Genomic DNA, 26,665 nt, shown 5'->3' on the forward strand with positions numbered 1-26,665 from the left:
CAGCCGCATGGCCATCCTGCAATTGCGCGGCGCCGCGTTTGGCGCTTATATGCTGGCGCGTAAGTCCGCACTGCGTTTCAAGTGGACCGGTGCGATCAGTTCCGCTATCGTCGGTGTGCTTTCCGGTTTGGTGGTTGTTATTCTCGCCGCCATTTTCCCTGCGAAAATCGGAGGATCGTACGCATATTACTCCGCGTCCGCATCGCTTTCCGGAGCATCGTTCCGCACGTTCTTCATGGCGTTCCTGCTGGCTGGACTCGGCGCATTGGCCGGCTACGCTCTGGCGCAATTTGCTCCCGATTCCAATAACATGTTCTCCGCCACTTGGCGTTGGGCTCATCGCACGCGCGGTTTCGTACGCACGCTTGTTGAATCTGCTGCGATTTACGGCGTATTGTTCCTGGCGCTCGGTCTCGTTGCACTGATTGTGGCGACGGCCGCTTCCGGAAGCGCACTGGCCGGCATACTGCTGATTCCGCTGCTATTGCCTGCCGTACCGTTCGTACTGTTTTCCGTATCTTCGTTCGGTGGTGTCACGGCTTCGGTTTCCGGTCAATCCTCCTACACGCTTTCCCTGTTCAATGTCGCCAGCGTCACCCAATACGCTTGGGCACTGTGGATTTGCTTTGTGCTTTTCATCATTGCAACGATTTACATTGCGCTTCGTGAGACGGCCCGCAACATGTATGACCCGTATTATGCGAAGTGGGAGAACACATGGAAGGCTCCTGTCGCCGTGATGGTGTTCTGGCTTGTCGCGGAATTCCTGTGCACGAATTTCCTTGCCGGATACAGCTCGAATACGGTTTCGACGATGGTGCCAATGTGGTATTTCATCGTCGCCGGCGTCTGGGCTTTCCTCGTTGAAGTGATTGCGATGACGTTTGGTCCGACGTTGGTTGCGTCGACGCCGGGATTGTGGAAGATTCTTGTTGGCGGTACCGTACAGCAGACTCCGCAGAACGTCGTCGATTACGTCAAGGCTTGCGATCCGCATTTCGGCCAACCGAAGGCAGCCAGGACCGCAGCTTCCGCGCAGACCACGCAGACCGCGCAATACAACGCGCAATACAACGCGCAGTACGCCAATCCGTCCGCGCCAGCAACGTCACCAGCCGCGCAGACCGCTCCTACGCAAGCGATGCCCGCTGTTCCAATGCCAACCACGCCAATCCCAGCGCCAGCCGCTTCGGTTCCACCAGTACCGCAGTCAACGGCTTCGGTTCCTCCCATGCCACAATCTCCGGCCGACATTCCGATGCCGGCCGTTCCACAGGGTGAAGGAAAGCCACTCGACCCAAAAACTAAGAAGACGATCCTGATCGGCTGCATCGTCGCCGGTGCACTGATCGTATTGGGCATTGTCTATGGTGTGCTCAATTCGACCGTCTTCAGCGCGAAATCCATGGCGGAAAGCTATGTGTCGGCAATCGCCAGCGGCGATTACGACAAGGCTAACGACATTGCCGATCCTCAAGTGGGTAAAAACCAACGCAAGCTGCTTTCCAACAGCGTCGCCAAGACCGATAACGCGACCATTTCGAATGCGCATGTCAATGGCGTGAAATCCGGCAATGGCACAACCACCGCATCAATCAGCTACTCGTTGAACGGCGAAACCGTCGATGAGGAACTCACGATGCGCAAATCCGGCAACAAATTCCTGATTTTCCCGAACTGGCAAATCACCACGCCACTGATCAAGTCCATCAATGTTTCCGTGCCAAGCAGTGTGGAATCGTTGACGGTCAACAAGGTTGCGGTCACAGCCAAAAACGCGGAGAAGACGGATTCCGGCGAATGGCAGTTGCGCGTATACCCAGGCACGTACAACATTTCCGTTACGAGCACGGATTATATCGTCAGCGAAACGGTGGTATTCCGCACGAACGAAGACAGTGATTCGCCGACCACGCTGAAGGTGACGACCACCAGCAAGTTCAAGGATGCATTAAGCACCGCCGTGAACAACGCGCTCGACAAGTGCGCGGAATCCACCGACTATGCGCCGGAAAACTGCCCGTTCGGCTTCCGCGTATGGGATGAGGATAATTACCGTAATTTCGCGTGGTCGATCAGCATCTATCCGAAAATCGACGAAGTCGACCTTGATTATGGCGCTTTTGATACTAAAACCGGTAAGGCAAAGTGCACATACGAGGTGAAAGACGGCGATTCTTGGGATTCGGATGATGATAGTACGACGTTCAATGCGAGCGGATCGTTCGCTATCAAGGATGGTAAGGTCACGGTCACGCTTGATGACGGTGGCTACAGCTATTAAATGAAGTATGAAAATCCCCCTGCATAGCTGTTTTCAGCTGGTGCAGGGGGATTTTCCATGCTTAAGCTCAGACGTATCTCAGTCTGAAGTCATTCGCCGTAACCGCAATGAATGCAGCCATAGCGAATGGGGCCGAATCACTCAGCGACAACCTTCACGGTGAAGGAAGCGGAGATTTCCGGGTGCAGAGCGACGGTTGCAGCGAACTCGCCGGTGGTCTTGATCGGATCCACGGTGATGTTCTTCGGGTTGACGGCAGCCTTGGAAGACAGCGCGATGGCGATCTTGTCGGCGGAGATGCCACCGAACAGCTTGCCGGACTCGGAGACCTTGGCGGCGATTTCGACGACGGAACCCTCGATGAGTTCCTTGGCGGCAACAGCCTCTTCGCGGGTGGCAACGGCCTTGGCCAGACGAGCGCGCTTCATGGCCTCGATCTGGGCGGCAGCGTTCTTGGACCATGCGAAGCCCAGACCCTGCGGAATCAGGTAGTTGCGAGCGTAGCCGGCCTTGACGGACACGACGTCGCCCGGGTGACCCAGGTGATTGACGGACTTGGTGAGAATAACCTTAGTTTCAGCCATTTTTCAAACCTCTCTAAGATCAGCGACCGGAAGTGGCGTACGGCAGCAGAGCCATCTCGCGGGCGTTCTTGATAGCCTTGGCGAGCTCGCGCTGTTCCTGCACGGAAACACCGGTGATACGACGGGAACGAATCTTGCCGCGATCGGAGATGAACTTGCGCAGCAGGGCAACGTCCTTGTAATCGATCTCGGTGACCTTAGCGGCCTTCAGTGGATTCGGCTTCTTCTTAAACGGCTTGACCGGCGGCTGCGGCCTCTTGCGTGACATCTTGATGTTCTCCTTACAATCTGGAAATTGCTTTTCTTTTAAGCTGCGATCCGGGTCGGATCAGAATTCCGGTTCGTCGCTGCTTCCACCAAATTCGGAGGAGCCAAAGGAACCGAACGATGAGGAACCGGAATTATCCGAATTGCCCCACGGATCCGATGCCGGAGCAGGCTGCACGGCGGGCGCGGCATTGGCTGGAGCGGTAGCCCCACCCTGATAGCCAGCGCCACCGGAATACCCGGCACCGCCCTGATATCCACCGGCATTGCCGGCGAAGCCACCGTTGTTGAACCCGCCGTTGCCGCCAGCGAAAGCATTGCCGCCACGATTGCCGGCAAAATTACCACCGTTGGCACTGGAGGTTCGGGTGACCTGGGCGGTCGCATAGCGCAGGGACGGACCGATCTCATCGACCTGAAGCTCAATAACCGTGCGCTGGGAACCATCGTTCGCCTGATAGGAACGCTGCTGCAAACGACCCTGCGCGATCACACGCATGCCCTTGCTCAGGCTCTGCGCGCAATGCTCGGCCATGTCGCGCCACGCGGAGCAGCGCATGAACAAAGCCTGACCATCTTCAAACTGGCCCGTATTACGGTTCCAGGTGCGCGGAGTGGAGGCAATGGTGAAGCTGGCCACGGACGAGCCGTTGCCAACCGTACGGATTTCGGGATCAGCCGTGAGGTTACCCACCACAGTGATAATCGTTTCGCCTGCCATCGTTACCTACTTACTTTGCAGCTTATTGTTTTGCAGCTTGAAAAGCTTGGAATTACTTACTTGCGAAGAATCTTCGTACGGATGACGGATTCGTTCAGGTTCAGCAGACGATCGAGTTCGTCGCTGGTGGCCGGCTCAGCGGAGTAGTTGACCACAACGTAATTGCCTTCGGTCTTGCCAGCGATCTCGTAGGCAAGCTTGCGACGGCCCCAGATGTCGATGTTCTCGACAGCACCGCCTTCCTTGGTGACAGTTTCCAGATACTGCTCGGTCAGCTTCTTCAGACCGCGCTCATCCAGCTCAGGATCGGCAATGAACATCAGTTCGTACTTATGCGCAGACATCACCCACCTCCTTCGGACTATCGGCCATGGACCTTCCATGGCAGGAGTGTGTATGCGTACTGCCTTCACGCATCTATATATGAAAGGTATAAAGATACAGTTCAGACAACCTGTTCAGCATAGCCCTTCTGCTGGACGAGCGGCAATTGCGCACGTTCTGTGGTGCAGGCGCGTCATGGGCACCCGCATTGTTATATTGAATACGGCTATTTTTGTACGGTTGGTACCGTATTTACGCGACTCTAGATTTGTGGAAGGCGAAGCATGTCGGCGATTCTCGAAGGCACCCCGGATAAGAAATTGGCTTTGGTGACGGGTCGTGCGTACCCTGAGCAGGCCCATGAAACCGCGAAATACCTGGGAATCGACGTACTTGAGACCACGGCTTACGATTTCGCCAACGGCGAGATGTATGTGCGTTACACCGAGCCGGTGCGTGGCGCCGATGCGTTCGTGATGCAGGCGCACACCGAGCCGATCAACAAGTGGATTATGGAGCAGCTCATTATGGTTGACGCCATGAAGCGCGCTTCCGCCCGTTCCATTACCGTGGTCGCGCCGTTCCTTGGCTATTCGCGCCAGGATAAGAAGCATCAGGGCCGCGAGCCCATCACCGCCCGACTGATTTTCGACCTGTTCCGCGCAGCCGGCGCCGACCGTATTATGACGGTCGATCTGCATGCCGCCCAGGAGCAGGGTTTCTTCGATGGGCCGGTCGACCATCTCACCGCCACTCCGGTGCTGCTTGACTACGTGCGCAACAACATGCCGCTTGAGAACACCACCATCGTGTCTCCGGATGCCGGCCGCATCAAGGTTTCCGAACAGTGGGCCGCGAAGCTGGGCAATCTGCCGCTCGCGTTCATTCACAAGACCCGTGACACCACCCGCCCGAACCATGCCGAAGCGCATGGCATTATCGGCGAGGTCGAAGGTCACGACTGCGTGGTGGTCGACGACATGATCGACACCGCGGGCACCATCTGCGAGGCCGTGCGCACACTGAACAACGCTGGTGCGAAGTCCGTGACGCTGGTTGCCACGCATGGCCTGCTGTCCGGCCCGGCCGTGGAACGCCTGAGAAATTGCGGTGCCAAGGAAATCGTGCTCACCGACACCGTGCCCGTTCCGGAAGAGAAGCGCTTGCCGAACATGACCGTGCTGTCCGTGGCTCCGCTGTTGGCCGCCGGCATCCGTTCCGTGTTCGAATCCGGATCCGTTTCCACGCTGCTCAACGGTCTGCCCGAAGACATGCGTCCCCGCAATATCTACGCCTGATTCGCGCAATCTTTTCAACGTAACAAAAACTCGCCCCCATCCGGTCGGCGAGTTTTTTAATGTCAGATCTTCCCAAAAACGGGGTGCCGCATCCTACGTCGGTAGGATGCGGCACCCCGCGTATCAAGAGAGAAAAGAGAAATCTGGCTAGCGTCCGATAGGCATCCTCGCTCCCGTTATTTGGCGAATGCTTCGCGGATTTGCGCGGCATTGCCGTAGGAGGCCTGCGCACCATACCCTGTGGCGGCGTATGCCGAAACATACGAGGCAAGCTCGGCCGCTTCGGAAAGCGCCATGCCCGAGGCAAGACCGGCTAGCACCGTGCCCATGAAGGAGTCGCCGCAGCCGGTGGTGTCCACCGCGTTCACACGCACGGGGGCAATGCGCTGGATCGGCGTTGCCGAAGTGGAATCCAATACCACGGAACCATCGCCGCCGAGCGTCACGATCGCCTGTTCGAAACCGAATCCACGCATTGCTTCCAGCGCATGATTCCAATCGAAACCGTCCCAATCGTCGTTTTCCGGCTCGTCAATGCCGAGCAGCTGCACCATCTCATGCTCGTTGACGAGCAGAATATCGGATGCTTCCACCAGTTCGGCCGGCAGCGACGGGGTGAACGGCGAATCGTTGAGCAGCACTTTCACGCCCGCTTCATGGCACATGCGCGCGGCGGCCGTCACCGTTTCGATCGGGCTTTCCAAGCACAGGCCAAGTACGGAAGACCGTGCCAGCGCATCGCGCACGGATTCCACATAATCCACGGTGACCTGCGCGTTCGATCCCGGCGAGTACACGATGGTGTTTTCGCCGGTTGCGTCCACGGTAATCACGGTTGTGCCGGATGGTCCGAGCACGCGGCGAACATGCGTGGTGTTCACGCCCGCCTCGCCCAGAGCGCCGAGTAGGAAGTCGGCGTTGGAATCGGAGCCGACCGCGCCGAACATCTGCACGGTTGCGCCGATGCGCGCTGCGGCGGCCGCCTGGTTGCCGGATTTTCCGCCCGGCAGCAGCTGCAGCGGACCGCCGGTGATGGTCTCCCCCGGCCCTGGCAGACGCTGTGCGGTGACGGTGTAGTCCGCGTTCATCGAGCCGATTACGGACACTGTGCCGTGGATGCGGTCCAATGCGGAGAGAACTTCAGTCGCGCTCATCTTTACCTTCCTTACATCAAAAGAAGATTTATGAAAATGGAGATTTGCGAAATAGTGTTGTTCAGTAATCGCAATTATCGCAAATCCCCATTTTTACTATATTGAGGATGTAATGTGCGATTACTTTGCCGATTCCTCGGTTTCCAGCGCATGGTTGCCTTCGTAGATCTTCTTCTTGAAGACGAAGAACACGATCAGGCCAAGCAGTGCGGTACCGGCGGCGACCAGCAGCAGGTTGGCATAGTTGGCGGCAGTGCCGGTTGCGCCGGTGATGGAGCCGCCTGCGAGGGCGTTGGAGCCGAGCAGGCTGCCGATGATGGCGATGCCGATGGACGGGGAAACGTTCATGGCCAGATCGTTCATGCCGACGCCACGGCCGGATTCGTCCTTTTCAATGGTGCCCAGCACGGTGGAGACCACCGGGGAGTACATGAGGCCGCAGCCTGCGTAGAACACACATGCGCACAGGGTCAGCACCACGAAACCGGAGTTCACGCAGAATGCCGCACCGGTCCAGCCGAGGAACATGAAGGTGCCTGCGGTCACGATGCCGGCCTTGATTCCGATCTTGCGGATGATCATGCCGGAGCAGGTGCCCACCACGGCGGCGACCACGAAGGCCCACACAATGTGCAGGGAGACCTGGGTGGTGGTCATGCCGTAGATGTTGGTGCCGATGGCGTTGAAGATCGGGCTCAGTGCGTAGTTCACGAAGTAGAACACGAGAATCAGGCAGATGGCGCGCAGCCAGCGGGTGTTCTTGAAGAACGCCGGGGTGATGAACGGGTTGGAGGCCTTGTTGATGTAGAAGGCGAATGCCACGAACAGCAGCAGGGAGACCACGAGCATCCACCATGCCATGTACGAGAAGAACAGGGTGAGGAATGCGGTGGCGAAGCCGAAGATCACGAAGCCGAATGCGTCAACCTTCTGGCCGTTGCCGCTCTTGGACGGCAGGGTCTTGAGCAGGATCGGCAGGAACAGGATGGTGACGGACGGGATCAGGAACAGGAACTGCCATGCGATGGAGCTGAGCATGCCGGCTGCGAACACGCCGATGGATGCGGAAAGCTGGTATGCGGCGGTGAACAGACCGAAGAAGATGACCTTCAAATCGTTACGCAGGTACTTGGTGGCCACCACCAGGAAGGCGGAACCTGCCACCTGTTCGCCTGCGGTCTGCAGCACGCGTGCGATGATCACGGTCCACAGGTTTGCGGCAAAGAAGTAGTTTGCCACGAAACCGAAGATGGAGCCGACGAACAGCGTCACGAGACCGACGGTCACAAGCTTACGCAGGGAGACGAAATCGCCCAGGGAACCGTAGATGAAGCACACGATGCCGAGCACGATGCTCGGAAATGCGGTGATCAGGGACGCCTGGTTCGGTGCGCCGACGTCGGCGCCGACCTGCTGGAACACCAGGTTGAAGCCCTGCAGGCACAGGGTGCCGAGCACGAAGGTGATCAGCAGCGGGATCAGGGCGCGGATGGCCATCTTGTTGCTGGTCACCGGATCATCGAACGGATCGGCGGATGCGGTACCGGTCACGGCGGTTGTGTTGTTAGACATAATAAAAATCCTTGATTCTCTCGAATTGCGCGATATGCGATACGCGATTGCTTGGCCGGTTACGCTTATTCAGCCTTGGCTGCGAGGCCGGAGATGCGGGTCATGAATTCGTTCAGGAAGCGCGGCACGTCGACGCCGACGGCAACCTTCATGGTCTTGGCCGGGTCATTCAGGCGGGTTTCGTCGCCGATGGTGCGTCCGCGGGTCGGGCCTTCCACGTCGACCTTCATATTGATGTCGAGGGTGGTGACGAGGGTCGGGTCCACTGCCACGCCAACGGCGAGCGGATCGTGCAGGCCGCAGCCGCCCAGATGCGGGGACGTGGTTTCGTAAGCCTTGATGTAGAAGTCGGTCATGTCGGCCAGGAACTTGCCGGCCTTGGTGCCGAGGTCGCGCCACTGCTGGGTTTCCTTGTAGGTGAGCAGGGTCTGCAGGGTTACGTCGAGACCGATCATGGTGGTCGGCGCCCCGGAACGGAACAGGTAGTCGGCGGCTTCCGGATCCTGCGAAATGTTGGCTTCCATGCAGGCGTTGCAGTTGCCGGGTACGGTCAGTGCGCCGCCCATAAGCACGATTTGGCCGATTTCATCCTTGATTTCCGGTGCTTTCTTCAGTGCGGCTTCGATGTTGGTCATCGGGCCGGTCGGCACGTAGACGAGATCCTTGCCATAAGTCTTCACTGCGTCGATGATGAAGTCGACCGCAGATTCGGTTTCGACGGAACGGCTGGAATCGGGGATTTCCACATCGCCGATGCCGTTGTCGCCGTGGATGAACGCGGAGATTGGCAGTACTTCGAAGTGATCGGTGGTGCTGGAGTGCGGCAAACCCTGATACACCTTGACTTCCGGGTGGCCGAGCAGGTCGGTCACGGCCAGTGCGTTGCGCACACCCTGCTCGACGAGCACGTTGCCGTAGGTGCCGGTGATGCCGATCAGTTCAATCTCCGGGCTTCCCAGAGCATACGAAATGGCAAGCGCGTCATCAACGCCGGTATCAAGATCAAGAATCATCTTTTTCATGTGTGTGCCTTTCCTCTTTGACGGCCTGACGACGGTCCGCCACCATACGGGTGCATCGTCAGTTATACATCGAGCGCATTCTCGATTGTGTTGTGTTGACAAGATTTATGATAAAGCGTTTTATCAAGAACGCAAATTCTTCACCTATACACGGCGTGTTGCCTGTATTCCCAACGATTACAGCATATTGGAGATGCTTACGTCACCACATACCGAGATTGATCTGCACCACCCGTTTTGCACCAGTCTGCAGCATCTAAAAATGGCGGTTTACGCGCAGGCCGCCTGCACCAGTTTCGGCGTAAGCACTTCAACCTGCGGATCGGAAAGCCACGGACGGGCATCCCCTGATTCCGTACCGGACTTGGCACGAACCGCAACATCAATCCGCTTACGCAACATACCCCAACAAGCGGCGGCCAAATCAGTCACGCTCTGCTCAACGGTGGTCATACGCCAACCAAGACCGAATCGTTTGAGAATATTGTCGTAACCAATCACCTGCATATCCTCAGTAACATGCAACCCACGCTCCGCCATACGCTGACGGAAGCCAAGCGCCATCACATCGTTGCAGCAGAACACGGCCGTCGCCCCGCCATCGATGATCTGATTCGCGGCACGATAGCCGCTATCGAAACGGTAATCACCCTCAACACACAGCGAAGAATCAAAATGCTTCCCCGACTGCTCGATGGCATCCACAAAACCACGACGACGCTCCGCGGCACTCGACTCCGCAATATCGCCGGTGACAATGCCAATACGAGTATGACCACCTTCCAACAGATACTGGGCAGCCAAACGACCACCAAGATAGTTGTCAAAACCGACGGCATCGCACCAGCCGCACTGCGTCAAACGGTCGATCAGCACCACCGGGCACGACACAAGCGCCACATCCTCACACAGCTGCTCAACAGCACTCCCAACACACGACTCACGCGCCGGGATCAACATCACCCCATCCACCCCACGGGCAGGAAGACGCTGCAACAACTCATGCTCCGCAGCACGCGAATCATCGGAATTGGCCACAATCAGCGAATACCCCTGCGCGGCGCACTCATCCTCCACACACTTGGCAAGCGCCGCGAAAAACAAGTTCTCAATATCAGGCACGATCAGCGCAACCAGCTGGGACTGCTTGGTCACCAAGCTACGCGCGCTCTGATTCGGCACATAATTCAGCTTCTTCGCCGCGTCGGCAATGGCCTTACGCTTCTCCTCAGACACGCGAGCCGGCCGATTATTCAACACCAGCGAAACCGTCGTCACAGACACCCCCGCAGCAGCGGCCACATCCTTCAACGTCGCACGATACGCCATTCAAACCCCTTAAAACGTTGCTCCTTCCAGCATAAATGCCACGCACTCCTGACGCGCCCAGCACCCCCATCCACAAACAAATTCCTTTCATAGCAAAATAATCCACACTATTTCCACCGGTAAATCGTTTTTCGGAAGTGTTTTTTGTATACTCGCAACGTTTTGCCCGAAATGAGAACCGCACAAGAAGAAAGGAACCAGCAATGCAGCCAACAGCACAGAAAAACAATGCGAAACAGCGCAAAACCATCGCCATCGTCGCCGTGATAGCAGTGGTTGCCATTGCGCTCGCAGCCGTTGCCATCATCGCAGTCGCCAATAAGCGCGAAATGACGCAAGCCGCCAGCGACACCTGCACGTTGAACGCGAAGGCGCTCGCCACGCATCAGCAAAACTTCGAAGTGGCTCAGAAAGAAGCCGAAGATGCGGCAAAACTCACCGTGGACGACGTGGCCGACGGCACCACGCTGGAAACCCTGAAGGATGCGATCACGCTGGCCGAAGCCGTGGAAAACGCGCCAACATGCCCCGCGAACGGCAATGCCAGCGACTTCACCAAGGCGACAGACGATATTCGCACGTACGCCGACAACCTGCGCAACATCACCAACGAACTCGACGCGGCCGCCAAGTCGGTGATCGCCAGCCAGGAACTCAAACTCGAGTCCGCCAAGTAAGCCGTCCGAGCCAGACGAGCCGACAGGGCGCCGCCCCTAGCTCCGCCGCCCCTGCGTTCAACGGGGCCAAGTTGCGTTTTCAAACAACTTTGACCTCGTTAAAGATGACTTTCGCAACGTTTTCACAACCCGATAACCGCCCATACCGCAAATCGATACCCCCTTCCGCAAAAACCCGAAAGAGCTTATTAACGGGGTCAAAGTTACGTTTTGGACGACTTCACCCCCGCACAAGCGCTTTCGCACCGTATCTGGCTTATATATGGCAGATTCGACAGTCCGACCGGAGGCATTTCCTGACGAAGTCAGCTACTTGCAACACGTTATTTCCCAATCGCCACTTGCCGAACCCAATTACCAAGCTGCGTCGCATCCACCATGACGCACCGTCACAAACGTTCCCGTCCGACGCGCTTTACTGGCCTTGGGCGCGGTAGCGGGCTTCGGTGGCGGCTTTGGCGGGCTCCCACCAGGCGCGGTTGGCAGCATACCAAGCGATGGTCGCTTGCAAACCGGCTTCGAAATCGGTGCGCACAGGCTTCCATCCAAGTTCGGTACGCAGCTTGCTGGAGTCAATCGCGTAACGCCGATCATGCCCGGGGCGGTCACGCACCCAGTCGAACGCATCTTCGGCACATCCCATAAGCCGCAGGATCATACGCATCACGGCAATGTTGCTCATTTCACCATCCGCGCCGATCAGGTATGTTTCGCCGATCCGCCCGCGTGTAAGAATCTTCCACACCGCAGAAGAGTGGTCTTCCGTATGGATCCAGTCGCGCACGTTCTCGCCTGTGCCATATAGTTTCGGACGCACGCCCTCCATGATGGAAGTGATCTGGCGTGGAATGAATTTTTCCACATGCTGGTACGGCCCGTAATTGTTGGAACAGTTGGAAATCGTGGCGCGAAGCCCGTACGTGCGAACCCAGGCACGCACCAGCTGGTCGGACGCCGCTTTTGACGCGCTGTACGGGCTTGACGGCTTATATGGCGTGCTTTCGGTGAATTTGCATGGATCGTCGAGCGCAAGGTCGCCGTACACTTCGTCGGTGCTGATGTGATGGAATCGCACGTCATGCTTGCGCGCCGCCTCAAGCAGGTGGAACGTACCCTCCACATTCGTTGTGATGAAGGGTTCAGGATTGGCGATGGAGTTGTCGTTATGCGATTCGGCCGCGAAATGCACGATCGCGTCATGACCAGGCACGATACGTTCCAGTAGTGCAGCATCGCAAATGTCACCTTGCACGAGTTCGACTTGCGATTGCGGAAGACCGGCGATATTCTGCGGATTTCCGGCATACGTCAGCTTGTCGAGCACGGTTATGCGCACGTCAGGATGGTTGTGTGCCACGTAGCGCACGAAATTAGCTCCGATAAACCCACATCCGCCGGTCACGATGATGTTGCGCGGCTTGAAAATCTCACTACTCACCATTTCAGGGTACCGGCAGGGTTGCATAGTTCATGGAGCAATTTCACACCTACCTCATATATGGCAGATTTGGAAGGCTGACCGGAAATATCTACGAGATACCCGTTCGTCCACAGCTGAACACTAAAATGTATCCGGTTTAATTGTACAGAGCCCCTAATTATAAGGGGCTATCTTGTTGAAGGATGCGACGATGCCTATTTTTTCGCCTGACCGTCATGCTTGTGCACCTTCATACGTAAAACTTACTAAGCAGCCGATTGCGGGTGGAACATATCGCCCTCTTGCGAATGACGAAGACAGCAACGCTTGCGCCCCATCCGCCCTTTCAGGCCACCACGGTTCAAAACTGTATACGCAGAAATCAGCAATTCACGCCATCTCCGATAACACAAGCATTTTCATTCCCAAAGTCGATGCGCCCCATCTGCCAAAAACGACTGACGACAAGTCCATTAACGAAGCTGCGAACAACAGTACCCATCCAGCCCCCCTATCTGCTGAAATTCAGCTCACGCAAACTGACGAACATCCTCTGATGCAGGCCTTTGAAGTCTGCAAGCAAGCAGCCCGCACCACAACAAACGCGCTTTCCACCGCAGGGCACGCAGTCGTAAAAGCCGCCAAAACTACCGGCCACGCCATCCATATCGCCGCCACAGCAGTAAAGACCGCATGGCACACCTTCACCAACTTCAAAGCCGTTCAACTCATCATCAAATTCTTTAGAAAAGCATATGGCCCGTGGAAGAAGCGCATGAGGTTCTCCTATGCGTTCTACGCCATCGTATTCACCCTATTGACTTCTGCCGAGGTCATCTTCCTTCAGTGGGGAATGTATAGCGAACCAACATACGATAAAAGCAACGAGGTGGATCAGACAACCAAAATCCTGAACAGTGTCGCAGGGCAAGTCACCAAATTCGTCAGTCAAATGTATCTTGAGCAAAAATACCAATTCCTGCTCAGTCTGTTTACACTCGCAGTGATTTATCTTGTTTTCATCTTTGTCACCAATCGTTTTTGGATTGCGACATTATTGTTCGGTATTCTTTTCACTGTCTACGGAACGGCCAACAGCGTTAAGATGGGACTACGCAATGAATCAATCATTCCTGCCGATCTATCTTTTGTGACAGGAGGAGATTCAGGAAAACTTCTGTCTTTCATTCCTAAAGAAAGTCAGTCATTCGTCAACGGAGCCGCCACTGTTTTAGTCTGGTTCATTTGCTGCTGTATCGTTTTCTTCATTATAGATGGTAGACGGAGTTTCATCTATTGCTCATGGAAAAGACCTTTTGCAAGCATTAAAAACTTTACTGGCACTCTTACCCGCATTGTTGCCGCAATATCCAGTATTGCTTTGCTCTGTTCCTACTCTTGGAACCTCAGCGTTCCCGGCTCCTGGGCATACTCTTTCGCGGGATCGCTTGGGTATACTCCTTCCTTATTCGATACTAAAATTGACGCCCAGACCAATGGTCCGGTCACTACATTCCTCAGCTTGGCAAAAACGAAAGTGATAGAAAAACCAAAAGATTATAATCGCGATACAATGACGCAAATTGCGGAAAAATACTCTCAGCAGGCCATATCAATCAACAACAACAGGCAGAATGACCTTACTGACAGTACTGTAGTAATGATTCTTTCGGAGACTTTTTCCGATCCAACAAGAATTCCTGGTATTTCTTTTTCGACTGATCCGATTCCGAATATTCATGCTATAAAAGACACCACGACCTCGGGCTTGATGTTGTCTTCGGGGTATGGCGGAGGTACCGCCAATATGGAATATCAAGCTTTGACGGGTTTAAGTCTGTCTATTTTTGATGATTCCCTCATTATCCCGTTCCAACAGCTTGTGCCTAATCAGAAGAACCCTTATGCCTTCAACCAAATCTGGAACAATCGATATGGCGCTGACGGCTCTGACGCAGTTCATCCGTATTACCAAAGCATGTATCTGAGAAACGTTGACTACAAGAAATTTGGCTTTTCTCACCTACGCACTCTTGATAGCACTCCCTCAATCAAGCACAAAGACACAATCGACTACTCTCCATACGTCAGTGATGAAGAGGCATACAAAAATATTATTGATTTAATCGAAAAGCAAAAGCACCCACAGTTTTTGCAATTATCCACCATGCAAAATCATATGCCTTACACCAATTGGTACATCGATAATGAATTTGTAGGCGCAGATACTTCCACAGGATTGTCTGCGGACGAATATCAAAATCTCGAAACCTATACTAAAGGACTAAACCTCACCGATCAGGCAACCGCTTCGTTCTTAGACGAACTCAACCAAATTGACAAGCCAATTACTGTGATTTTCTATGGCGATCACCTGCCTAGTATCTATTCGACAGCTGATCAGGATACTGAAAATCACGTCGCTCTACATGAAACCGACTACTTTATATGGTCAAACAGTGCATCAGCATCAAGTGGAACGAAACTCGATGCCTCTAATACAGCCTTCACGTCGCCAAATTACTTCATGTCATTAGCAGCCAACCATATGAATGCGAAAGTATCTCCTTATCTTGCATTACTTACACAATTGTTGGAACAAATTCCCGCAGCAAGTCGCATCGCAACAGAAACAGGCGGAATCAGTTCAGGGGACACAACGTATCTGGACATGTCAGGCAATCAGATCTCGAAGAAATCACTGAGTAAGGACGCAAAACAACTACTTCGTGACTATGAATTGGTTCAATATGATATGACCGCAGGCAAAGGGTATCTAAACAACACCGATTTCACCAAAGTCCAATAACCTTGTACGATAGAAACGTACGACTAACCCATGCGTCAAGGATGCACTTCATGACCGGTATAAGACCGTTGGTCTCAATTATTGTTCCCGTGTATAACGCAGAAAAATATCTGCCATACTGTATCGATTCAATTCTGGCTCAGTCATACCAAACCTTGGAAATCATCCTCGTCGATGATGGCGCTACGGATAAGTCGCCACAAATTTGCGACAGTTATGCAGCTCTGGACTCTCGTGTTCATGTCATTCATCAAGAAAATGGTGGCATCGCTAAAGCTCAGAACGCTGGCCTCGATGCCGCACACGGTGAATATGTCGCTTTTGCGGACAACGATGACATTTTGGATTGTCATAACATTGAATTCCTTCTGCATGCTCTCCTAAGCAGCGGCTCTGACATGTCTAAGGCTCGGTGGCAACAGTTTGGCATCTCACAGCTCGATAAGGTCAAATCAGTTGCAGCAGTAGGCGCAACGGCACCTAACAAAGTAACTGCATTCAAAAACCCACTTCGGTCGTATCAAACTGTTTTCTGCAAGAGTCTTCGTCTCATCGGTGACATACTCAAAAAAAATACCGAAGCTCGTTACTTCAACGAGGCGAACTGGTGCCGCTTATACAAACGAGAATTGTGGGACGGCATTCGTTTCCCCGAAGGCATGTATGCCCAAGATGTCATGGTAGCCGGCAAGTTATACTCCCGCATGCATAAAGTTGTGGACATCGATTGTACTTTGTACTACTGGCTCCAGTCCCCTGGATCCGTCACTCACAGCAAGCGCAATTACAGTTTTTACCAGGACAATCTCAACGCGGGGCTGTCAAATTTCGAGCATGCTCTCAGCCAAGGCGTGCTTCCAGCCCGCAGCTACTACACCATGATCGGATCACTAAACGAGGCAGCCTCCGCCCCCGATTTAAGCTCAAATAGAAGCACTTATGAGCGTAGCAAGAACGAGGCTCAATCTCTTATTAGGAAGCTGTCTCTTTCGCAAAAAACAATTTGTGTAATTCTGCGTCATATGCGGTTAGTTGAAAAGGCTGTGTACGACCGCAAAATTAAAAACATGCAGTAGCTTGCTTCCCAAAGCAATCCAACGTTATATGTGGCATGTGCATAGGGTGTAGATTTTAAACAGCCTAAAGTTTCAGCTATCCCTTTTGATAGAGTGGAGAGACTATGAGTGACTTAATTCGGCGTTTCAAGGCTAAGTACCGATATTCAATAGTGGTATTTAAAGAATTAGTGAAGACTGACTTCCAGCTAAGATATCAAGGATCTTTTCTAGGCGTACTTTGGTCTGTCTTAAAACCGTTGATGCTTTTTGCCGTCATGTACATGGTTTTCGTCCGATTCCTACGTTTTTCGGACGGTACTCCTACATTTGCGATTTCACTTCTGTGCGGTACATGCTTGTGGTCATTCTTTTCTGAAGCGACCACTATGGGAATGCAGTCAATAGTTAATCGTGGCGATTTACTTCGCAAGGTTCATTTCCCGAGCTATATCATCGTTGCCGCAACAACCATGGGATCTATGATTTCCCTTGGAATAAACTTGCTTGTGGTTGTCATCTTCGGTTTCTTCTCGCACGCCCATTACACATGGTATATGCTGCTAGTTCCTCTGAACGTACTGCAGCTTTATGCGCTGGCCCTCGCCATTTCGTTGCTTCTCGGCACGTTGTATGTATATTTTCGAGATGTGTCCCATATATGGGATGTCGTTTTACAAGCAATGTTTTATGCGATTCCTGTAATTTATCCACTTTCTATGGTTTCGCAGTACTTCCCCGCTGTGTCCAAAATTATGTTACTCAATCCAATAGCGCAGACCATCATGGATGTCCGTCACAATCTGTTATCTCCAGAGGACATTCCAACTGTATGGACATGGGTGGGTGACCCCATTCTTTCCCTTATCCCGTATGCTCTGACGGCATTATTGCTCTGGCTTGGTGTACATGTTTTCCGAAAGAATAGCAGCAAATTCGCGGAGGTACTCTAGTGACTACAGTTGAAACCCCGATTGTCCTGTCGAACGATGAAGAGAATCCCCTCGCGCTATCTGTTTCTCACGTTGCAAAATCGTTCCGTCTGCCGACAGAACAGGCAAGTGGCCTAAAACAAGCCTTCCTGAACTGGACCAAAGGCATCAAAGGATACCGTGAACAGCAAGTGCTGCGCGATATTTCTTTCGAAGTACGAAAAGGTGATTTCTTTGGTATCGTCGGACGAAACGGCTCTGGAAAATCAACCCTCCTCAAGATTATTTCAGGTATCTATACACCCGAAAAAGGCAACGTTGTGATAAATGGAACTCTAGTCCCGTTTATCGAATTAGGTGTCGGTTTTAATCCAGAATTAACGGGTAGAGAAAATGTGTACCTCAATGGCGCACTCCTCGGTTTCTCTCGCGACCAAGTCGACGCAATGTATGACGATATCGTTGAATTTGCTGAGCTTGGTGAATTCATGGATCAGAAACTTAAAAACTATTCTAGCGGCATGCAGGTGCGTCTTGCTTTCTCTGTGGCTATCAAGGCGCGCGGAGACATTCTAGTTCTAGATGAAGTACTTGCGGTTGGAGACGAGGCTTTCCAGAAGAAGTGTGATAGGTTCTTTAAGCAGGTCAAAACCGATCCAAGCAAGACAGTTATACTTGTCACGCATAGCATGGATGCCGTCAAGAAGTATTGCAATAAGGCAATTCTCATTAAAGACGGTGAAATTATTGCCTCTGGTGACCCACATAATGTCGCAGATCAGTATTCGCTCGAGAATGCACATGAACTCAACTATTACAAGACAAAGAACGACTCGAGCAAGGAGCTTCACTATCCCAATGGTCTGAACCAGCGCGTTCCCGTGCTTCGAATAACTCCTGTCAGCCCTAAAATCGTCGATGGGGAATCTCCCTTTGTTTTTGACGTTGAATATGAATACGCCATTAGTGATCGACAGGGATATCTGGGGCTAATTCTGCAAGATGCACGACGCGGTGGCCAAATTTATGACGTCGATACTCAAAGCGAATATTTCGGTCTCCCAATTGAAAAAGGGCACCATAAAGTCCGGTTTTCCATTCCAATGGAGCAATTCAATAACGGGGAGTTCCGCATTTTCGCCACCATCCGTTCTGAGTCAGAGGAATCAGAACGGCCAGATTACGTCGCTTTCACCAACGATGATTTCTGCTGCTATTTTGCAGTGCGCAATGATAGAAACAGCGAAAATGGTATCCTCAGTGACCGCGCGTTGACTTTTAATCGCATCGACTAGTCAAGTTTTACGAGAAGGACGACTTTCAAAAAATTGACAGGTCTTTAGAAAGCGACAGCGAGTCATTGCTGTAAGTAATTATGATCAGATAAATAACTGCAGCAACCTGTCCAGGTCGTGATACGTATTATCAATACACACAGAGAGAGCAAACTACTATGAAAATTCAAGATGAGTCATCGGTAAAACGTCTTGGGATTTTCTTCTTCTACGATGCAGAAGGCGTGGTAGATGACTACATCCCTACATTGCTGAATGGTTTCAGACCCTATCTTTCTGAAATGACTATCGTCTGCAATGGAAAATTGAACGAGGCAGGAGAAAAAATTCTTTCCTCGTATACAAATAACCTGATTGTTCGCCCAAATGAGGGCTTCGATGTTTGGGCTTATAAAACTGCAATGGAATCTTACGGTTGGGAAAAACTCGTATCTTTCGATGAAGTTGTGCTGTTCAACGCCACCATCATGGGTCCTGTCTATCCGTTCTCTGAAATGTTCGAGACGATGGATCAGCGTGATTTGGACTTCTGGGGTATCACAAAGTTCCATAAAGTTCCACAGGACCCATTCGGGCGCAGTCCCTTTGGATATCTACCAGAGCATATTCAATCCCACTTCCACGCATACCGTCGAAGCCTGATTGAGAGCAAGTCATTCCAAGACTATTGGGACAATATGCCTCCTATTAAAAGCTACTATGACTCTGTTGGCCTCCATGAGTCATTGTTTACTAAACGTTTTGCTGACAAGGGATTTAAGTGGGACACCTACGTCAATACGGATGATTTAGAAGGCTTTACATACGGACCGATTACTTTTGCCGCGAAGACACTAGTCGCAGAAAAGCGTTGCCCTATTTTCAAACGTCGCTCATTCTTCCATGACTACATGGATACCATGAATCAGTCCGTAGGCAATGCCGCGTTGGACTTGTTTGAATTCCTACGTGATCATACTGACTTTGATGTTGATCTCATTTGGCAAAATGCACTGAGAACCATGAATCTCGCAGATCTTGTCAGAAACCTGCATCTTGATTTTGTTCTTCCCTCAAATACTATCGCTCCCATTCCGACTAATAAGCGTATTGCTCTTATCATGCATTTGTACTATATGGATTTGCTCGATAAGACTCTGGAATACGCTAAATCCATGCCGGAAGGTTGCGATTTCATTTTCACCGTTGGCTCTGAGGAGAACGCTACGATTGTGCGAGAGCGTTGCAAAGATCTGCCCTATAACGTTGATGTGCGTGTTATTCAGAATCGCGGACGTGACGTCAGCGCATTATTGGTTGGAGCAGGCAAAGACTGCCTTCAATACGATTACGTATGCTTCGCACATGACAAAAAAGTTACCCAACTTTCTCCATACAGCATAGGTGATGGCTTCTCTTATAAGTGCTTCGAGAATGTATTAGGAAGTAAGGCTCTGGTCAGCAATATAATCAATCATTTCGAGAATGATCCGCATGCTGGCGTTCTTGCGCCTGCGCCGCCGAACCATGCTGATTATTTTGGTAATTTCGCCAGTCTTTGGGGGCCGAATTACGAAGGTACCAAGAAGATGCTTGAAGAAACACTACAGGTTAAGGTTCCACTGGATAAAAGTAAAGAACCTATTGCTCCCATGGGAACGATGTTTTGGTTCCGTCCAAAAGCTTTGCAACAGTTCTTCGACATCGACTGGAAGTATGAGGACTTCCCTCCTGAGCCGAATAAAATCGACGGTTCCATGCTTCATTTTGTTGAACGAGCTTACGGTTATGTTCCTCAAGCCAACGGCTACTATACAGGCTATATCTATTCTGACCGTTTTGCGCGTATCGAGATCACTAACCTTTCTTATGATATCCAAAAGCTAGCCAATTCTGCCGCTCCATATCTTGATGCGACTTTACTTGGGACTTGTACAAATGTACCCCGTGGCTTCTCTTTAAGAGCTGCCATTCTTCTATGGTTCAAGCGTATGCTGGTAAAAATACCCTTTGCCTATCATTGCGGTGCAAAGTTCATGAACTTGTATAGACATATCCGTCACCCGCGCACATACAAAACACGATATGGCAATGCCAACAGCCATCTGAAGAAAGACCGTACATGACAGACAATAGTCTCACCGCCAAGAAAGCTGAGGACGTAGCCCAGCAAAGCAAGAAAAAACGTCCACGACTTTTCTATTTGGATTTGGTGCGTGCGCTAGCTGCAATCCTTATTATTATCACGCATTTCAACAATCCTTATATGCTTGGTCATCCAGTTTTTATATATGAACCATTTGGCATTTATGTAGGCAGTCTAGGTGTATCGTTGTTCCTCATCATTTCGGGAGCAGCGCTTATGTACACATATGGCGAATCCAACAAACTAGACTGCAGGCATTTCTATTACAAGCGCTTCATTGGAATCTATCCAATGTTTTGGATTGCATTCATTATCGCTAACGCCTATCTTTTTTTGCGTAACGGTGGACATGTATTCGCGAACGCCTCAAAATGGACGTTAATTTTCTCTATGCTCGGCATTGACGGGTTAATGGCCAATACTTCACTTCCAACGTTCTATACGCTTGGTGAATGGTTCTTGGGATTCATCCTCATTTTCTATGCAGTATTTCCGTTATTGAGGTACGGGGTAAAAGAACATCCCATCGTCACTGGATCTGTCGCTATTGCATTGTATGCCTTGACGCTTTATTTCCATCCAATGCCCCTTGGATTACCATCTGATTTATTGCTTACAATGAGGCTGCCTGAATTACTGTTCGGCATGTATTTCATTCAGTACATCAGAAAAATACCAACCTATGCAGCCGCAGTAGCTTTATTATTCCTTGTTGTACAAGAAATTCATCCACTGCTTAACGGGTCCTTTGCCGTGACCATCGTAGGAATTTGTGCATTTGCAGTTATAGTTTATATCGCAAAATGGCTTGATATACAACCTATTCGAGTGCCAGTAAATTCTGTATCAAAATATTCGTATCCTATTTTCTTAGTTCACCATGTTTTGATTTCACAGGTATTCACAATTGTTGACTGTACTGCTTTGTCACACTTCGACGGTTATCTACTATTTTTTGTAGATTTCATGATAATCATGACATTGTCAATTGCACTGTATCGACTAGAAAAAAATACTATTCAATATATACATTCAATGTTTCAGTAAAATAAGAAACGATATCCTTATAAATAATGCGCCTGATTTAACGGCGCATTATTTATATGCTACTAAAAAGCTGTTTCAATGTAATACCGAGGACGATGCTTAGTTTCCAAGTAGATTTTACCTACATATTCGCCTACGATACCCATCGAAACCATTAAGAAACCTCCAATGAGCCATATAGAGCACATCATAGATCCCCAACCGACAACAGCATGATTCATAAAAACAGACCCGATTGCATATGCCAACATGATTAAGCCTATGAGTATAGATATCACGCCCAGACCCGTGACAAACTTCAAAGGCTTTGTGGAAAAAGATGTAATACCTTCCAGCGCAAAAGCAATCATCTTCTTCAATGGGTATTTAGACTCGCCAGCTTCACGCACACCACGCACATAATAAACCTTGCCGGTTTTAAAGCCAATCGACGGAACGATGCCTCGAAGGAATAAATTGACTTCGTGATACTCAGATAGAGCCTCCAAAGCCAAACGGCTCATCAATCGATAATCAGCATGATTGGGCACAGTTTCAGCACCCATCCATTCAAAAACACGATAAAACATCAATGCTGAATTCCTCTTAAACCAAGAATCCTTCTCCCGAGAGGAGCGAACGCCATACACGATCTCACAGTGCTCTTGGCTAAATTTCTTAACCATCTCATCTACAGCATTAACATCATCCTGCAAATCGGCATCCATGGAAATAGCCGCATCACATCCATCACGCAATGCTTGCATGAGTCCCGCGTATAAAGCACTCTGATGACCACGATTATGGGCAAGCTTCACTCCGCCGAACAACGCTTCATCCTCATAATGCAATTGCTGAATCAAATCCCAGGTACCGTCTTTAGATCCATCGTCAACAAATAGAATGCGACTTTTCCCCGAAATACCATCACAAGCAATCAGCTGATTAATCTTCTTTTTTAGCACATCAGCAGTATGTCTTAAACCTTCAGATTCGTTATAGCAAGGTAAGACAAAATAGACAACAGGTAAAGTCATAATGTCATTAGCCAAAATATATTCCCCAATTATCAAGTACTACCTTAAAAGGACAAAGCAATATAAATATATGCTCCAATACGCAAAAGCTAAAAATTAACTATTATCAAATCACCCTTCTTAGCGACACTTCCCGGAGCAGGCCAATGAGGCATTGCAGCACCGACTTTCTCAGCACTTTGCAACTGAGGCTTGCTGGCCTGTTTGAATTTGTTGCCCATGATATTCATAAAATTCGTCTTAACAAACGTTCCTTGCTCCGGCGAAACAGTTACCTCAAACAAAGACCGTCCGACCAGCCCTAGTTGATCCGAGGTAAAACAATCACTATTACATGCAGAAGGATGATAGTTCAAAAACACCAAAGTTTCTTTTGATTGATCGGTGACACCAAGCTCATCAATACGGTTCCTGATATCCTGCGCTAATTCCGCATCTTGCTGATGATTAATAGCCTCGGTATAAAAAATACGATTTACGATAAGCGCTTGGCTCCAGCTAAGGATAAATGCCAATACAACAGCAACATACTTAACCGCAATTTTCCCATTAAATAAGTCAGAAGTCCACATCACCAAGAAAACGACAGCGAAAGCAAACATCAGCGGATAAGACATTTCCGTTCTCACTGATGGTGCGCTTCCCAAGATAATACTCATCATCATTGGAGATAGACACAAACACAGCGAGACAATCAGCGTCAATACATCAACTTTATGCCGAAATACAGAAATCAATATTATTACAATAAATAGTGCCAACAAACAAGTGAAAACTTTTGAATAATATATTCCCTTGCCTGAATATAATGATGCAGCATGCAAACTTATTGATTGCAAAATGTGATGAACAGAGTCCTTGCCCCACCTCGACTGCTCACTGATGTAAGGGTTTGTCGTCATATGGCATATTTTCAACGCACATACATTAGCAACCACATATAAAAGATAAGAAATACAGAAAAATCCAGCACCTACTCCGATAAAAACAAACCGGCGAGCTAAAGTAAATTTGGAATTATCCCAAAATAATAAAATAAATACCATAGCAAAACCGGCGATAAAAACCGTCACCATTGCCAAATATAGCGAGAAGGAGACCGTAGCAAACAATACCGTTAGAAAGCCCATCCACCACTTTTTGCTTACAACGAAATCCATCAAACACATCAAGGCTATCGCTGCAAAACCTATGGCAATCCCCACTTCTGCTCCCATAAGAGAGAACCCTAACATTTCTGCCAAAACTGGAGATGTAACAAATGGTCCTACAAAATAAACCGGATGATATTTCCCTATAAAATTAGTGACGCCAGAAAAAAGATAAGCCCATAAAAGAGCCGCCACAAGTAAACAGACGGCAGTCAGGAATGATGCTAACGCGTTATTATACCAGTACAATCCCAACATTTTCTTCAGGAGCAACAATCCAAATCGTTCTAGCCCAATCCAAGATCGGTATAGTGAACTTTGGACTTGTATCATTGCCTCTGTATCAATAGAATATGAATTACCGAACATTTTCAGCTCATATCCCATAAGCAACAAAAATGTGCTCAGCACCATATCCCAAGGGTTCATGCGCAGAAAACGCATGAACCCGCGAACTGTATACTGCCTCTCTAAAGGAAAAGTCGACGTTGTGGAATCAACGGATTTCTCTCCAGAATTTTTCCTTTTTCCCTTAGCTATTGAGTCAATAGTCTGTTCTGTTGTTGATGCACATGTCATAGTGGATGCCCTAATTCACTGGTTTTTTAAAATCTGTTTGATCTTAGAAGCATCGCCCCATACGCCCGGCGAATCGTATGGACGATCAGGGAACACGCCATAGTCGAGCTTAATATTGAGATCATTCTCCTTGATATAGCGCTCGACGCGTTCAGCCAATGTCATCGGTTCACCAGTGCAGCAATTAATGACGCCATCAACCGCATCCTGCGAAACAACTGCACTAATTTGACCCGCAAGCTCATCTACATCGATGAAATCGTACTTATTTTTACCTGTAGTGAATGGGAAAGTCGCTTTGCCATCATTCGCTGCCTGCAGCAGCTTTGAGAAAATAGAGCTACCGTGAGCATCGTCGCCAACAATGTAGTAAGCACGAATCCATTGCGCAGTTGCATCATATTCCTTAGCAAGCATTAAAGTCGCCTCACGCAACGCATTCTTAGCAATTCCGTACATAGAAGCAGGATGGCAAGGAGTATTTTCATCAATCGCGCCTTCCCAATAACCAACTTCATGCATAGTTCCCATAACAGCGATCTGCTTAAGCCCAGAGTCAAGCATGTGCTTCAGAAAGCGATAATGGTTGGACAAATCCCCCATATGGTTATCCGAATTATGTTTAAAACCATCACGCCAAGCCATGTGCAGACATACATCAGGGGCCCCTAGCTCCTCAAATAAATCATCATTTGGCTCAAAAATATTTGCTTGTACTTTTGTGGCGCGTTCATCGACACCATCAAGCCGTAAATCTGAAGCAATGACGTCTTGTCCAGCATCAAGCAATGCACTCACGACATGACGTCCAATATATCCGCCAGCACCAGTTACCAAAATTTTCTTAGCCATATTTACAAAGTCTACCAGCAGGCTCCCCACAGGAAACAAGCGATTGAATGTCTAGCCCAATTTTCACGTTTTTAGAAAAACTCGTACGCGCAAGCGGCTAATATTGCATATATGGCTGAAGAGACGTTTACTCCCAAGAACATCATCGTGACCGGTGGCTGTGGTTTCATCGGGTCGAATTTCGTACATTACGTGGTCGACAACCATCCGGACGTGCACGTGACCGTGCTGGACGCTTTGACCTACGCAGGCAACATCGAGAACATCGCGGGCCTTCCCGAGGACCGTGTCGAGTTCGTGCACGGCAACATCTGCGACGCGGAGCTGCTCGACAGGATCGTGCCGGGCCACGATGCGATCGTGCATTACGCGGCCGAATCCCACAACGACAACTCGATTGCGGATCCAGAACCGTTCCTGAAGACGAACGTGGAGGGCACGTTCCGTCTGCTCGAGGCCGTGCGCAGGTACGGCATCCGCTACCACCACGTGAGCACGGACGAGGTGTATGGCGACCTCGCTTTGGATGATCCGGCCAAGTTCACGGAGCGTACCCCGTACCATCCGTCCAGCCCGTATTCGTCCACGAAGGCGGCATCGGACATGCTGGTGCGCGCGTGGACGCGTACGTACGGCATCCGCGCCACGATCTCGAACTGCTCGAATAATTACGGCCCGTACCAGCATGTGGAGAAGTTCATCCCGCGCCAGATCACGAACATTCTGGACGGGCAGCGTCCGAAGCTGTATGGCAAGGGCGAGAACGTGCGCGACTGGATCCACACCGAGGACCACAGCTCGGGCGTGTGGACGATTCTCACGAAGGGCCGCATCGGCGAGACGTACCTGATCGGCGCCAACGGCGAGAAGAACAACATCACCGTGCTACGCATGATCCTGAAGATGATGGGACAGCCGGAAGACGCGTTCGACTGGGTCAAGGACCGTCCGGGCCACGACCGCCGTTACGCGATCGATTCCACGAAGCTCAGGACCGAATTGGGCTGGACGCCCACGCACACGGATTTCGAGTCCGGTCTGAAGACCACCATCGACTGGTACACGGACAACCGCCAGTGGTGGGAGCCGGCCAAGGCCGCCACTGAAGCCAAGTACAAGCAGCAGGGCCAGTAAAAAGCGTATGGAAAACAG

The 26,665-nt window shown here is 50.7% G+C and carries 22 protein-coding genes; 10 read left to right on the forward strand and 12 right to left on the reverse strand.

Annotated features, from left to right (window positions below):
* Nucleotides 1–7 precede the first annotated feature (7 nt).
* Nucleotides 8–2,284 carry a hypothetical protein gene (locus tag BBPC_RS08180; protein WP_004223172.1) on the forward strand — a complete coding sequence of 759 codons (2,277 nt, stop codon included), beginning with the start codon at nucleotides 8–10 and terminating at the stop codon, nucleotides 2,282–2,284.
* A gap of 137 nt (nucleotides 2,285–2,421) precedes the next feature.
* Here the strand turns inward: BBPC_RS08180 and rplI are convergent, their stop codons facing one another.
* From rplI to rpsF, 4 genes are read right to left on the reverse strand one after another with little or no spacing between them, the layout of a single operon-like run.
* Nucleotides 2,422–2,868, reverse strand: a complete 447-nt coding sequence (rplI, locus tag BBPC_RS08185) for a 50S ribosomal protein L9 (protein WP_004223169.1) — start codon at nucleotides 2,866–2,868, stop codon at nucleotides 2,422–2,424.
* Between the two features lie 19 nt (nucleotides 2,869–2,887).
* On the reverse strand, nucleotides 2,888–3,136 hold the full coding sequence (gene rpsR, locus BBPC_RS08190) for a 30S ribosomal protein S18 (protein ID WP_003833963.1): 249 nt from the start codon (nucleotides 3,134–3,136) through the stop codon (nucleotides 2,888–2,890).
* 60 nt (nucleotides 3,137–3,196) lie between these two features.
* The gene (locus BBPC_RS08195; protein ID WP_004223165.1) at nucleotides 3,197–3,856 is read right to left on the reverse strand and encodes a single-stranded DNA-binding protein; all 660 of its coding nucleotides are present in this window, start codon (nucleotides 3,854–3,856) and stop codon (nucleotides 3,197–3,199) included.
* A gap of 56 nt (nucleotides 3,857–3,912) precedes the next feature.
* Nucleotides 3,913–4,200 (reverse strand): 30S ribosomal protein S6, encoded by a 288-nt coding sequence (gene rpsF / locus BBPC_RS08200; protein WP_003810120.1) that lies wholly within the window; start codon nucleotides 4,198–4,200, stop codon nucleotides 3,913–3,915.
* A 264-nt stretch (nucleotides 4,201–4,464) separates the two neighbouring features.
* Between rpsF and BBPC_RS08205 the strand changes: the two genes are divergently transcribed.
* On the forward strand, nucleotides 4,465–5,478 hold the full coding sequence (locus BBPC_RS08205) for a ribose-phosphate diphosphokinase (RefSeq protein WP_004223162.1): 1,014 nt from the start codon (nucleotides 4,465–4,467) through the stop codon (nucleotides 5,476–5,478).
* A 176-nt stretch (nucleotides 5,479–5,654) separates the two neighbouring features.
* Here BBPC_RS08205 and BBPC_RS08210 read toward each other — a convergent pair whose 3' ends face one another.
* The 4 genes from BBPC_RS08210 to BBPC_RS08225 form a co-directional block, all read right to left on the reverse strand.
* Nucleotides 5,655–6,632, reverse strand: a complete 978-nt coding sequence (locus tag BBPC_RS08210; RefSeq protein WP_004223158.1) for a ribokinase — start codon at nucleotides 6,630–6,632, stop codon at nucleotides 5,655–5,657.
* 120 nt (nucleotides 6,633–6,752) lie between these two features.
* Nucleotides 6,753–8,204 (reverse strand): MFS transporter, encoded by a 1,452-nt coding sequence (locus BBPC_RS08215; protein ID WP_004223155.1) that lies wholly within the window; start codon nucleotides 8,202–8,204, stop codon nucleotides 6,753–6,755.
* Nucleotides 8,205–8,269: 65 nt separating this feature from the next.
* Nucleotides 8,270–9,226 carry a nucleoside hydrolase gene (locus BBPC_RS08220; protein ID WP_004223152.1) on the reverse strand — a complete coding sequence of 319 codons (957 nt, stop codon included), beginning with the start codon at nucleotides 9,224–9,226 and terminating at the stop codon, nucleotides 8,270–8,272.
* Nucleotides 9,227–9,496: 270 nt separating this feature from the next.
* Entirely contained in the window at nucleotides 9,497–10,555 is a 1,059-nt protein-coding gene (locus BBPC_RS08225) for a LacI family DNA-binding transcriptional regulator (RefSeq protein ID WP_004223149.1), read from the reverse strand.
* A gap of 203 nt (nucleotides 10,556–10,758) precedes the next feature.
* On the opposite strand from BBPC_RS08225, the gene BBPC_RS08230 reads away from it, so the two are divergent.
* Entirely contained in the window at nucleotides 10,759–11,232 is a 474-nt protein-coding gene (locus tag BBPC_RS08230) for a hypothetical protein (protein ID WP_004223146.1), read from the forward strand.
* A 415-nt stretch (nucleotides 11,233–11,647) separates the two neighbouring features.
* Here BBPC_RS08230 and rfbB (BBPC_RS08235) read toward each other — a convergent pair whose 3' ends face one another.
* Entirely contained in the window at nucleotides 11,648–12,673 is a 1,026-nt protein-coding gene (gene rfbB, locus BBPC_RS08235) for a dTDP-glucose 4,6-dehydratase (RefSeq protein WP_004223144.1), read from the reverse strand.
* A 172-nt stretch (nucleotides 12,674–12,845) separates the two neighbouring features.
* On the opposite strand from rfbB (BBPC_RS08235), the gene BBPC_RS08240 reads away from it, so the two are divergent.
* The 6 genes from BBPC_RS08240 to BBPC_RS08265 all read left to right on the forward strand — a co-directional run bounded on the left by BBPC_RS08240 (nucleotide 12,846) and on the right by BBPC_RS08265 (nucleotide 21,915).
* A complete protein-coding gene (locus BBPC_RS08240; RefSeq protein WP_231857837.1) occupies nucleotides 12,846–15,461 on the forward strand; it encodes an LTA synthase family protein in 2,616 nt (871 codons plus the stop codon).
* Nucleotides 15,462–15,511: 50 nt separating this feature from the next.
* Nucleotides 15,512–16,537 (forward strand): glycosyltransferase family 2 protein, encoded by a 1,026-nt coding sequence (locus tag BBPC_RS08245; RefSeq protein ID WP_033524312.1) that lies wholly within the window; start codon nucleotides 15,512–15,514, stop codon nucleotides 16,535–16,537.
* A 104-nt stretch (nucleotides 16,538–16,641) separates the two neighbouring features.
* Nucleotides 16,642–17,469 (forward strand): ABC transporter permease, encoded by an 828-nt coding sequence (locus tag BBPC_RS08250; RefSeq protein WP_004223131.1) that lies wholly within the window; start codon nucleotides 16,642–16,644, stop codon nucleotides 17,467–17,469.
* Nucleotides 17,469–18,743: an ABC transporter ATP-binding protein gene (locus BBPC_RS08255; protein WP_004223128.1), complete on the forward strand. Its 1,275-nt coding sequence runs from the start codon at nucleotides 17,469–17,471 to the stop codon at nucleotides 18,741–18,743. The genes BBPC_RS08250 and BBPC_RS08255 overlap by 1 nt, the downstream gene beginning before the upstream one ends.
* A gap of 158 nt (nucleotides 18,744–18,901) precedes the next feature.
* Complete coding sequence (locus BBPC_RS08260; RefSeq protein ID WP_004223126.1) at nucleotides 18,902–20,848, forward strand: rhamnan synthesis F family protein; 1,947 nt, start codon at nucleotides 18,902–18,904, stop codon at nucleotides 20,846–20,848.
* Nucleotides 20,845–21,915 (forward strand): acyltransferase family protein, encoded by a 1,071-nt coding sequence (locus tag BBPC_RS08265; RefSeq protein WP_004223124.1) that lies wholly within the window; start codon nucleotides 20,845–20,847, stop codon nucleotides 21,913–21,915. Before BBPC_RS08260 ends, BBPC_RS08265 begins: the two co-directional genes overlap by 4 nt.
* Before the next feature lie 62 nt (nucleotides 21,916–21,977).
* On the opposite strand, the gene BBPC_RS08270 is transcribed toward BBPC_RS08265, so the two are convergent.
* From BBPC_RS08270 to BBPC_RS08280, 3 genes are all read right to left on the reverse strand, one after another.
* Nucleotides 21,978–22,931: a glycosyltransferase family 2 protein gene (locus BBPC_RS08270; RefSeq protein WP_033524322.1), complete on the reverse strand. Its 954-nt coding sequence runs from the start codon at nucleotides 22,929–22,931 to the stop codon at nucleotides 21,978–21,980.
* A gap of 89 nt (nucleotides 22,932–23,020) precedes the next feature.
* Nucleotides 23,021–24,661 carry a glucosyltransferase domain-containing protein gene (locus BBPC_RS08275; RefSeq protein WP_080550632.1) on the reverse strand — a complete coding sequence of 547 codons (1,641 nt, stop codon included), beginning with the start codon at nucleotides 24,659–24,661 and terminating at the stop codon, nucleotides 23,021–23,023.
* A 15-nt stretch (nucleotides 24,662–24,676) separates the two neighbouring features.
* The gene (locus BBPC_RS08280; RefSeq protein ID WP_033524324.1) at nucleotides 24,677–25,513 is read right to left on the reverse strand and encodes an NAD-dependent epimerase/dehydratase family protein; all 837 of its coding nucleotides are present in this window, start codon (nucleotides 25,511–25,513) and stop codon (nucleotides 24,677–24,679) included.
* 111 nt (nucleotides 25,514–25,624) lie between these two features.
* On the opposite strand from BBPC_RS08280, the gene rfbB (BBPC_RS08285) reads away from it, so the two are divergent.
* Nucleotides 25,625–26,647, forward strand: coding sequence for a dTDP-glucose 4,6-dehydratase (gene rfbB / locus BBPC_RS08285; RefSeq protein ID WP_004223113.1), 1,023 nt, complete (start codon nucleotides 25,625–25,627; stop codon nucleotides 26,645–26,647).
* The last annotated feature ends 18 nt before the right edge of the window (nucleotides 26,648–26,665 follow it).

This window comes from Bifidobacterium pseudocatenulatum DSM 20438 = JCM 1200 = LMG 10505 (genome assembly GCF_001025215.1).
GTDB lineage: Bacteria > Actinomycetota > Actinomycetes > Actinomycetales > Bifidobacteriaceae > Bifidobacterium > Bifidobacterium pseudocatenulatum.

Excerpts from the sequence above, each read along its gene's own strand:
- BBPC_RS08180 (WP_004223172.1), top strand. The coding sequence starts at position 8 with ATGGCCATCCTGCAATTGCGCGGCGCCGCGTTTGGCGCTTATATGCTG.
- rplI (WP_004223169.1), bottom strand. The coding sequence starts at position 2,868 with ATGGCTGAAACTAAGGTTATTCTCACCAAGTCCGTCAATCACCTGGGT.
- rpsR (WP_003833963.1), bottom strand. The coding sequence starts at position 3,136 with ATGTCACGCAAGAGGCCGCAGCCGCCGGTCAAGCCGTTTAAGAAGAAG.
- BBPC_RS08195 (WP_004223165.1), bottom strand. The coding sequence starts at position 3,856 with ATGGCAGGCGAAACGATTATCACTGTGGTGGGTAACCTCACGGCTGAT.
- rpsF (WP_003810120.1), bottom strand. The coding sequence starts at position 4,200 with ATGTCTGCGCATAAGTACGAACTGATGTTCATTGCCGATCCTGAGCTG.
- BBPC_RS08205 (WP_004223162.1), top strand. The coding sequence starts at position 4,465 with ATGTCGGCGATTCTCGAAGGCACCCCGGATAAGAAATTGGCTTTGGTG.
- BBPC_RS08210 (WP_004223158.1), bottom strand. The coding sequence starts at position 6,632 with ATGAGCGCGACTGAAGTTCTCTCCGCATTGGACCGCATCCACGGCACA.
- BBPC_RS08215 (WP_004223155.1), bottom strand. The coding sequence starts at position 8,204 with ATGTCTAACAACACAACCGCCGTGACCGGTACCGCATCCGCCGATCCG.
- BBPC_RS08220 (WP_004223152.1), bottom strand. The coding sequence starts at position 9,226 with ATGAAAAAGATGATTCTTGATCTTGATACCGGCGTTGATGACGCGCTT.
- BBPC_RS08225 (WP_004223149.1), bottom strand. The coding sequence starts at position 10,555 with ATGGCGTATCGTGCGACGTTGAAGGATGTGGCCGCTGCTGCGGGGGTG.
- BBPC_RS08230 (WP_004223146.1), top strand. The coding sequence starts at position 10,759 with ATGCAGCCAACAGCACAGAAAAACAATGCGAAACAGCGCAAAACCATC.
- rfbB (WP_004223144.1), bottom strand. The coding sequence starts at position 12,673 with ATGGTGAGTAGTGAGATTTTCAAGCCGCGCAACATCATCGTGACCGGC.
- BBPC_RS08245 (WP_033524312.1), top strand. The coding sequence starts at position 15,512 with ATGACCGGTATAAGACCGTTGGTCTCAATTATTGTTCCCGTGTATAAC.
- BBPC_RS08250 (WP_004223131.1), top strand. The coding sequence starts at position 16,642 with ATGAGTGACTTAATTCGGCGTTTCAAGGCTAAGTACCGATATTCAATA.
- BBPC_RS08260 (WP_004223126.1), top strand. The coding sequence starts at position 18,902 with ATGAAAATTCAAGATGAGTCATCGGTAAAACGTCTTGGGATTTTCTTC.
- BBPC_RS08265 (WP_004223124.1), top strand. The coding sequence starts at position 20,845 with ATGACAGACAATAGTCTCACCGCCAAGAAAGCTGAGGACGTAGCCCAG.
- BBPC_RS08270 (WP_033524322.1), bottom strand. The coding sequence starts at position 22,931 with ATGACTTTACCTGTTGTCTATTTTGTCTTACCTTGCTATAACGAATCT.
- BBPC_RS08275 (WP_080550632.1), bottom strand. The coding sequence starts at position 24,661 with ATGACATGTGCATCAACAACAGAACAGACTATTGACTCAATAGCTAAG.
- BBPC_RS08280 (WP_033524324.1), bottom strand. The coding sequence starts at position 25,513 with ATGGCTAAGAAAATTTTGGTAACTGGTGCTGGCGGATATATTGGACGT.
- rfbB (WP_004223113.1), top strand. The coding sequence starts at position 25,625 with ATGGCTGAAGAGACGTTTACTCCCAAGAACATCATCGTGACCGGTGGC.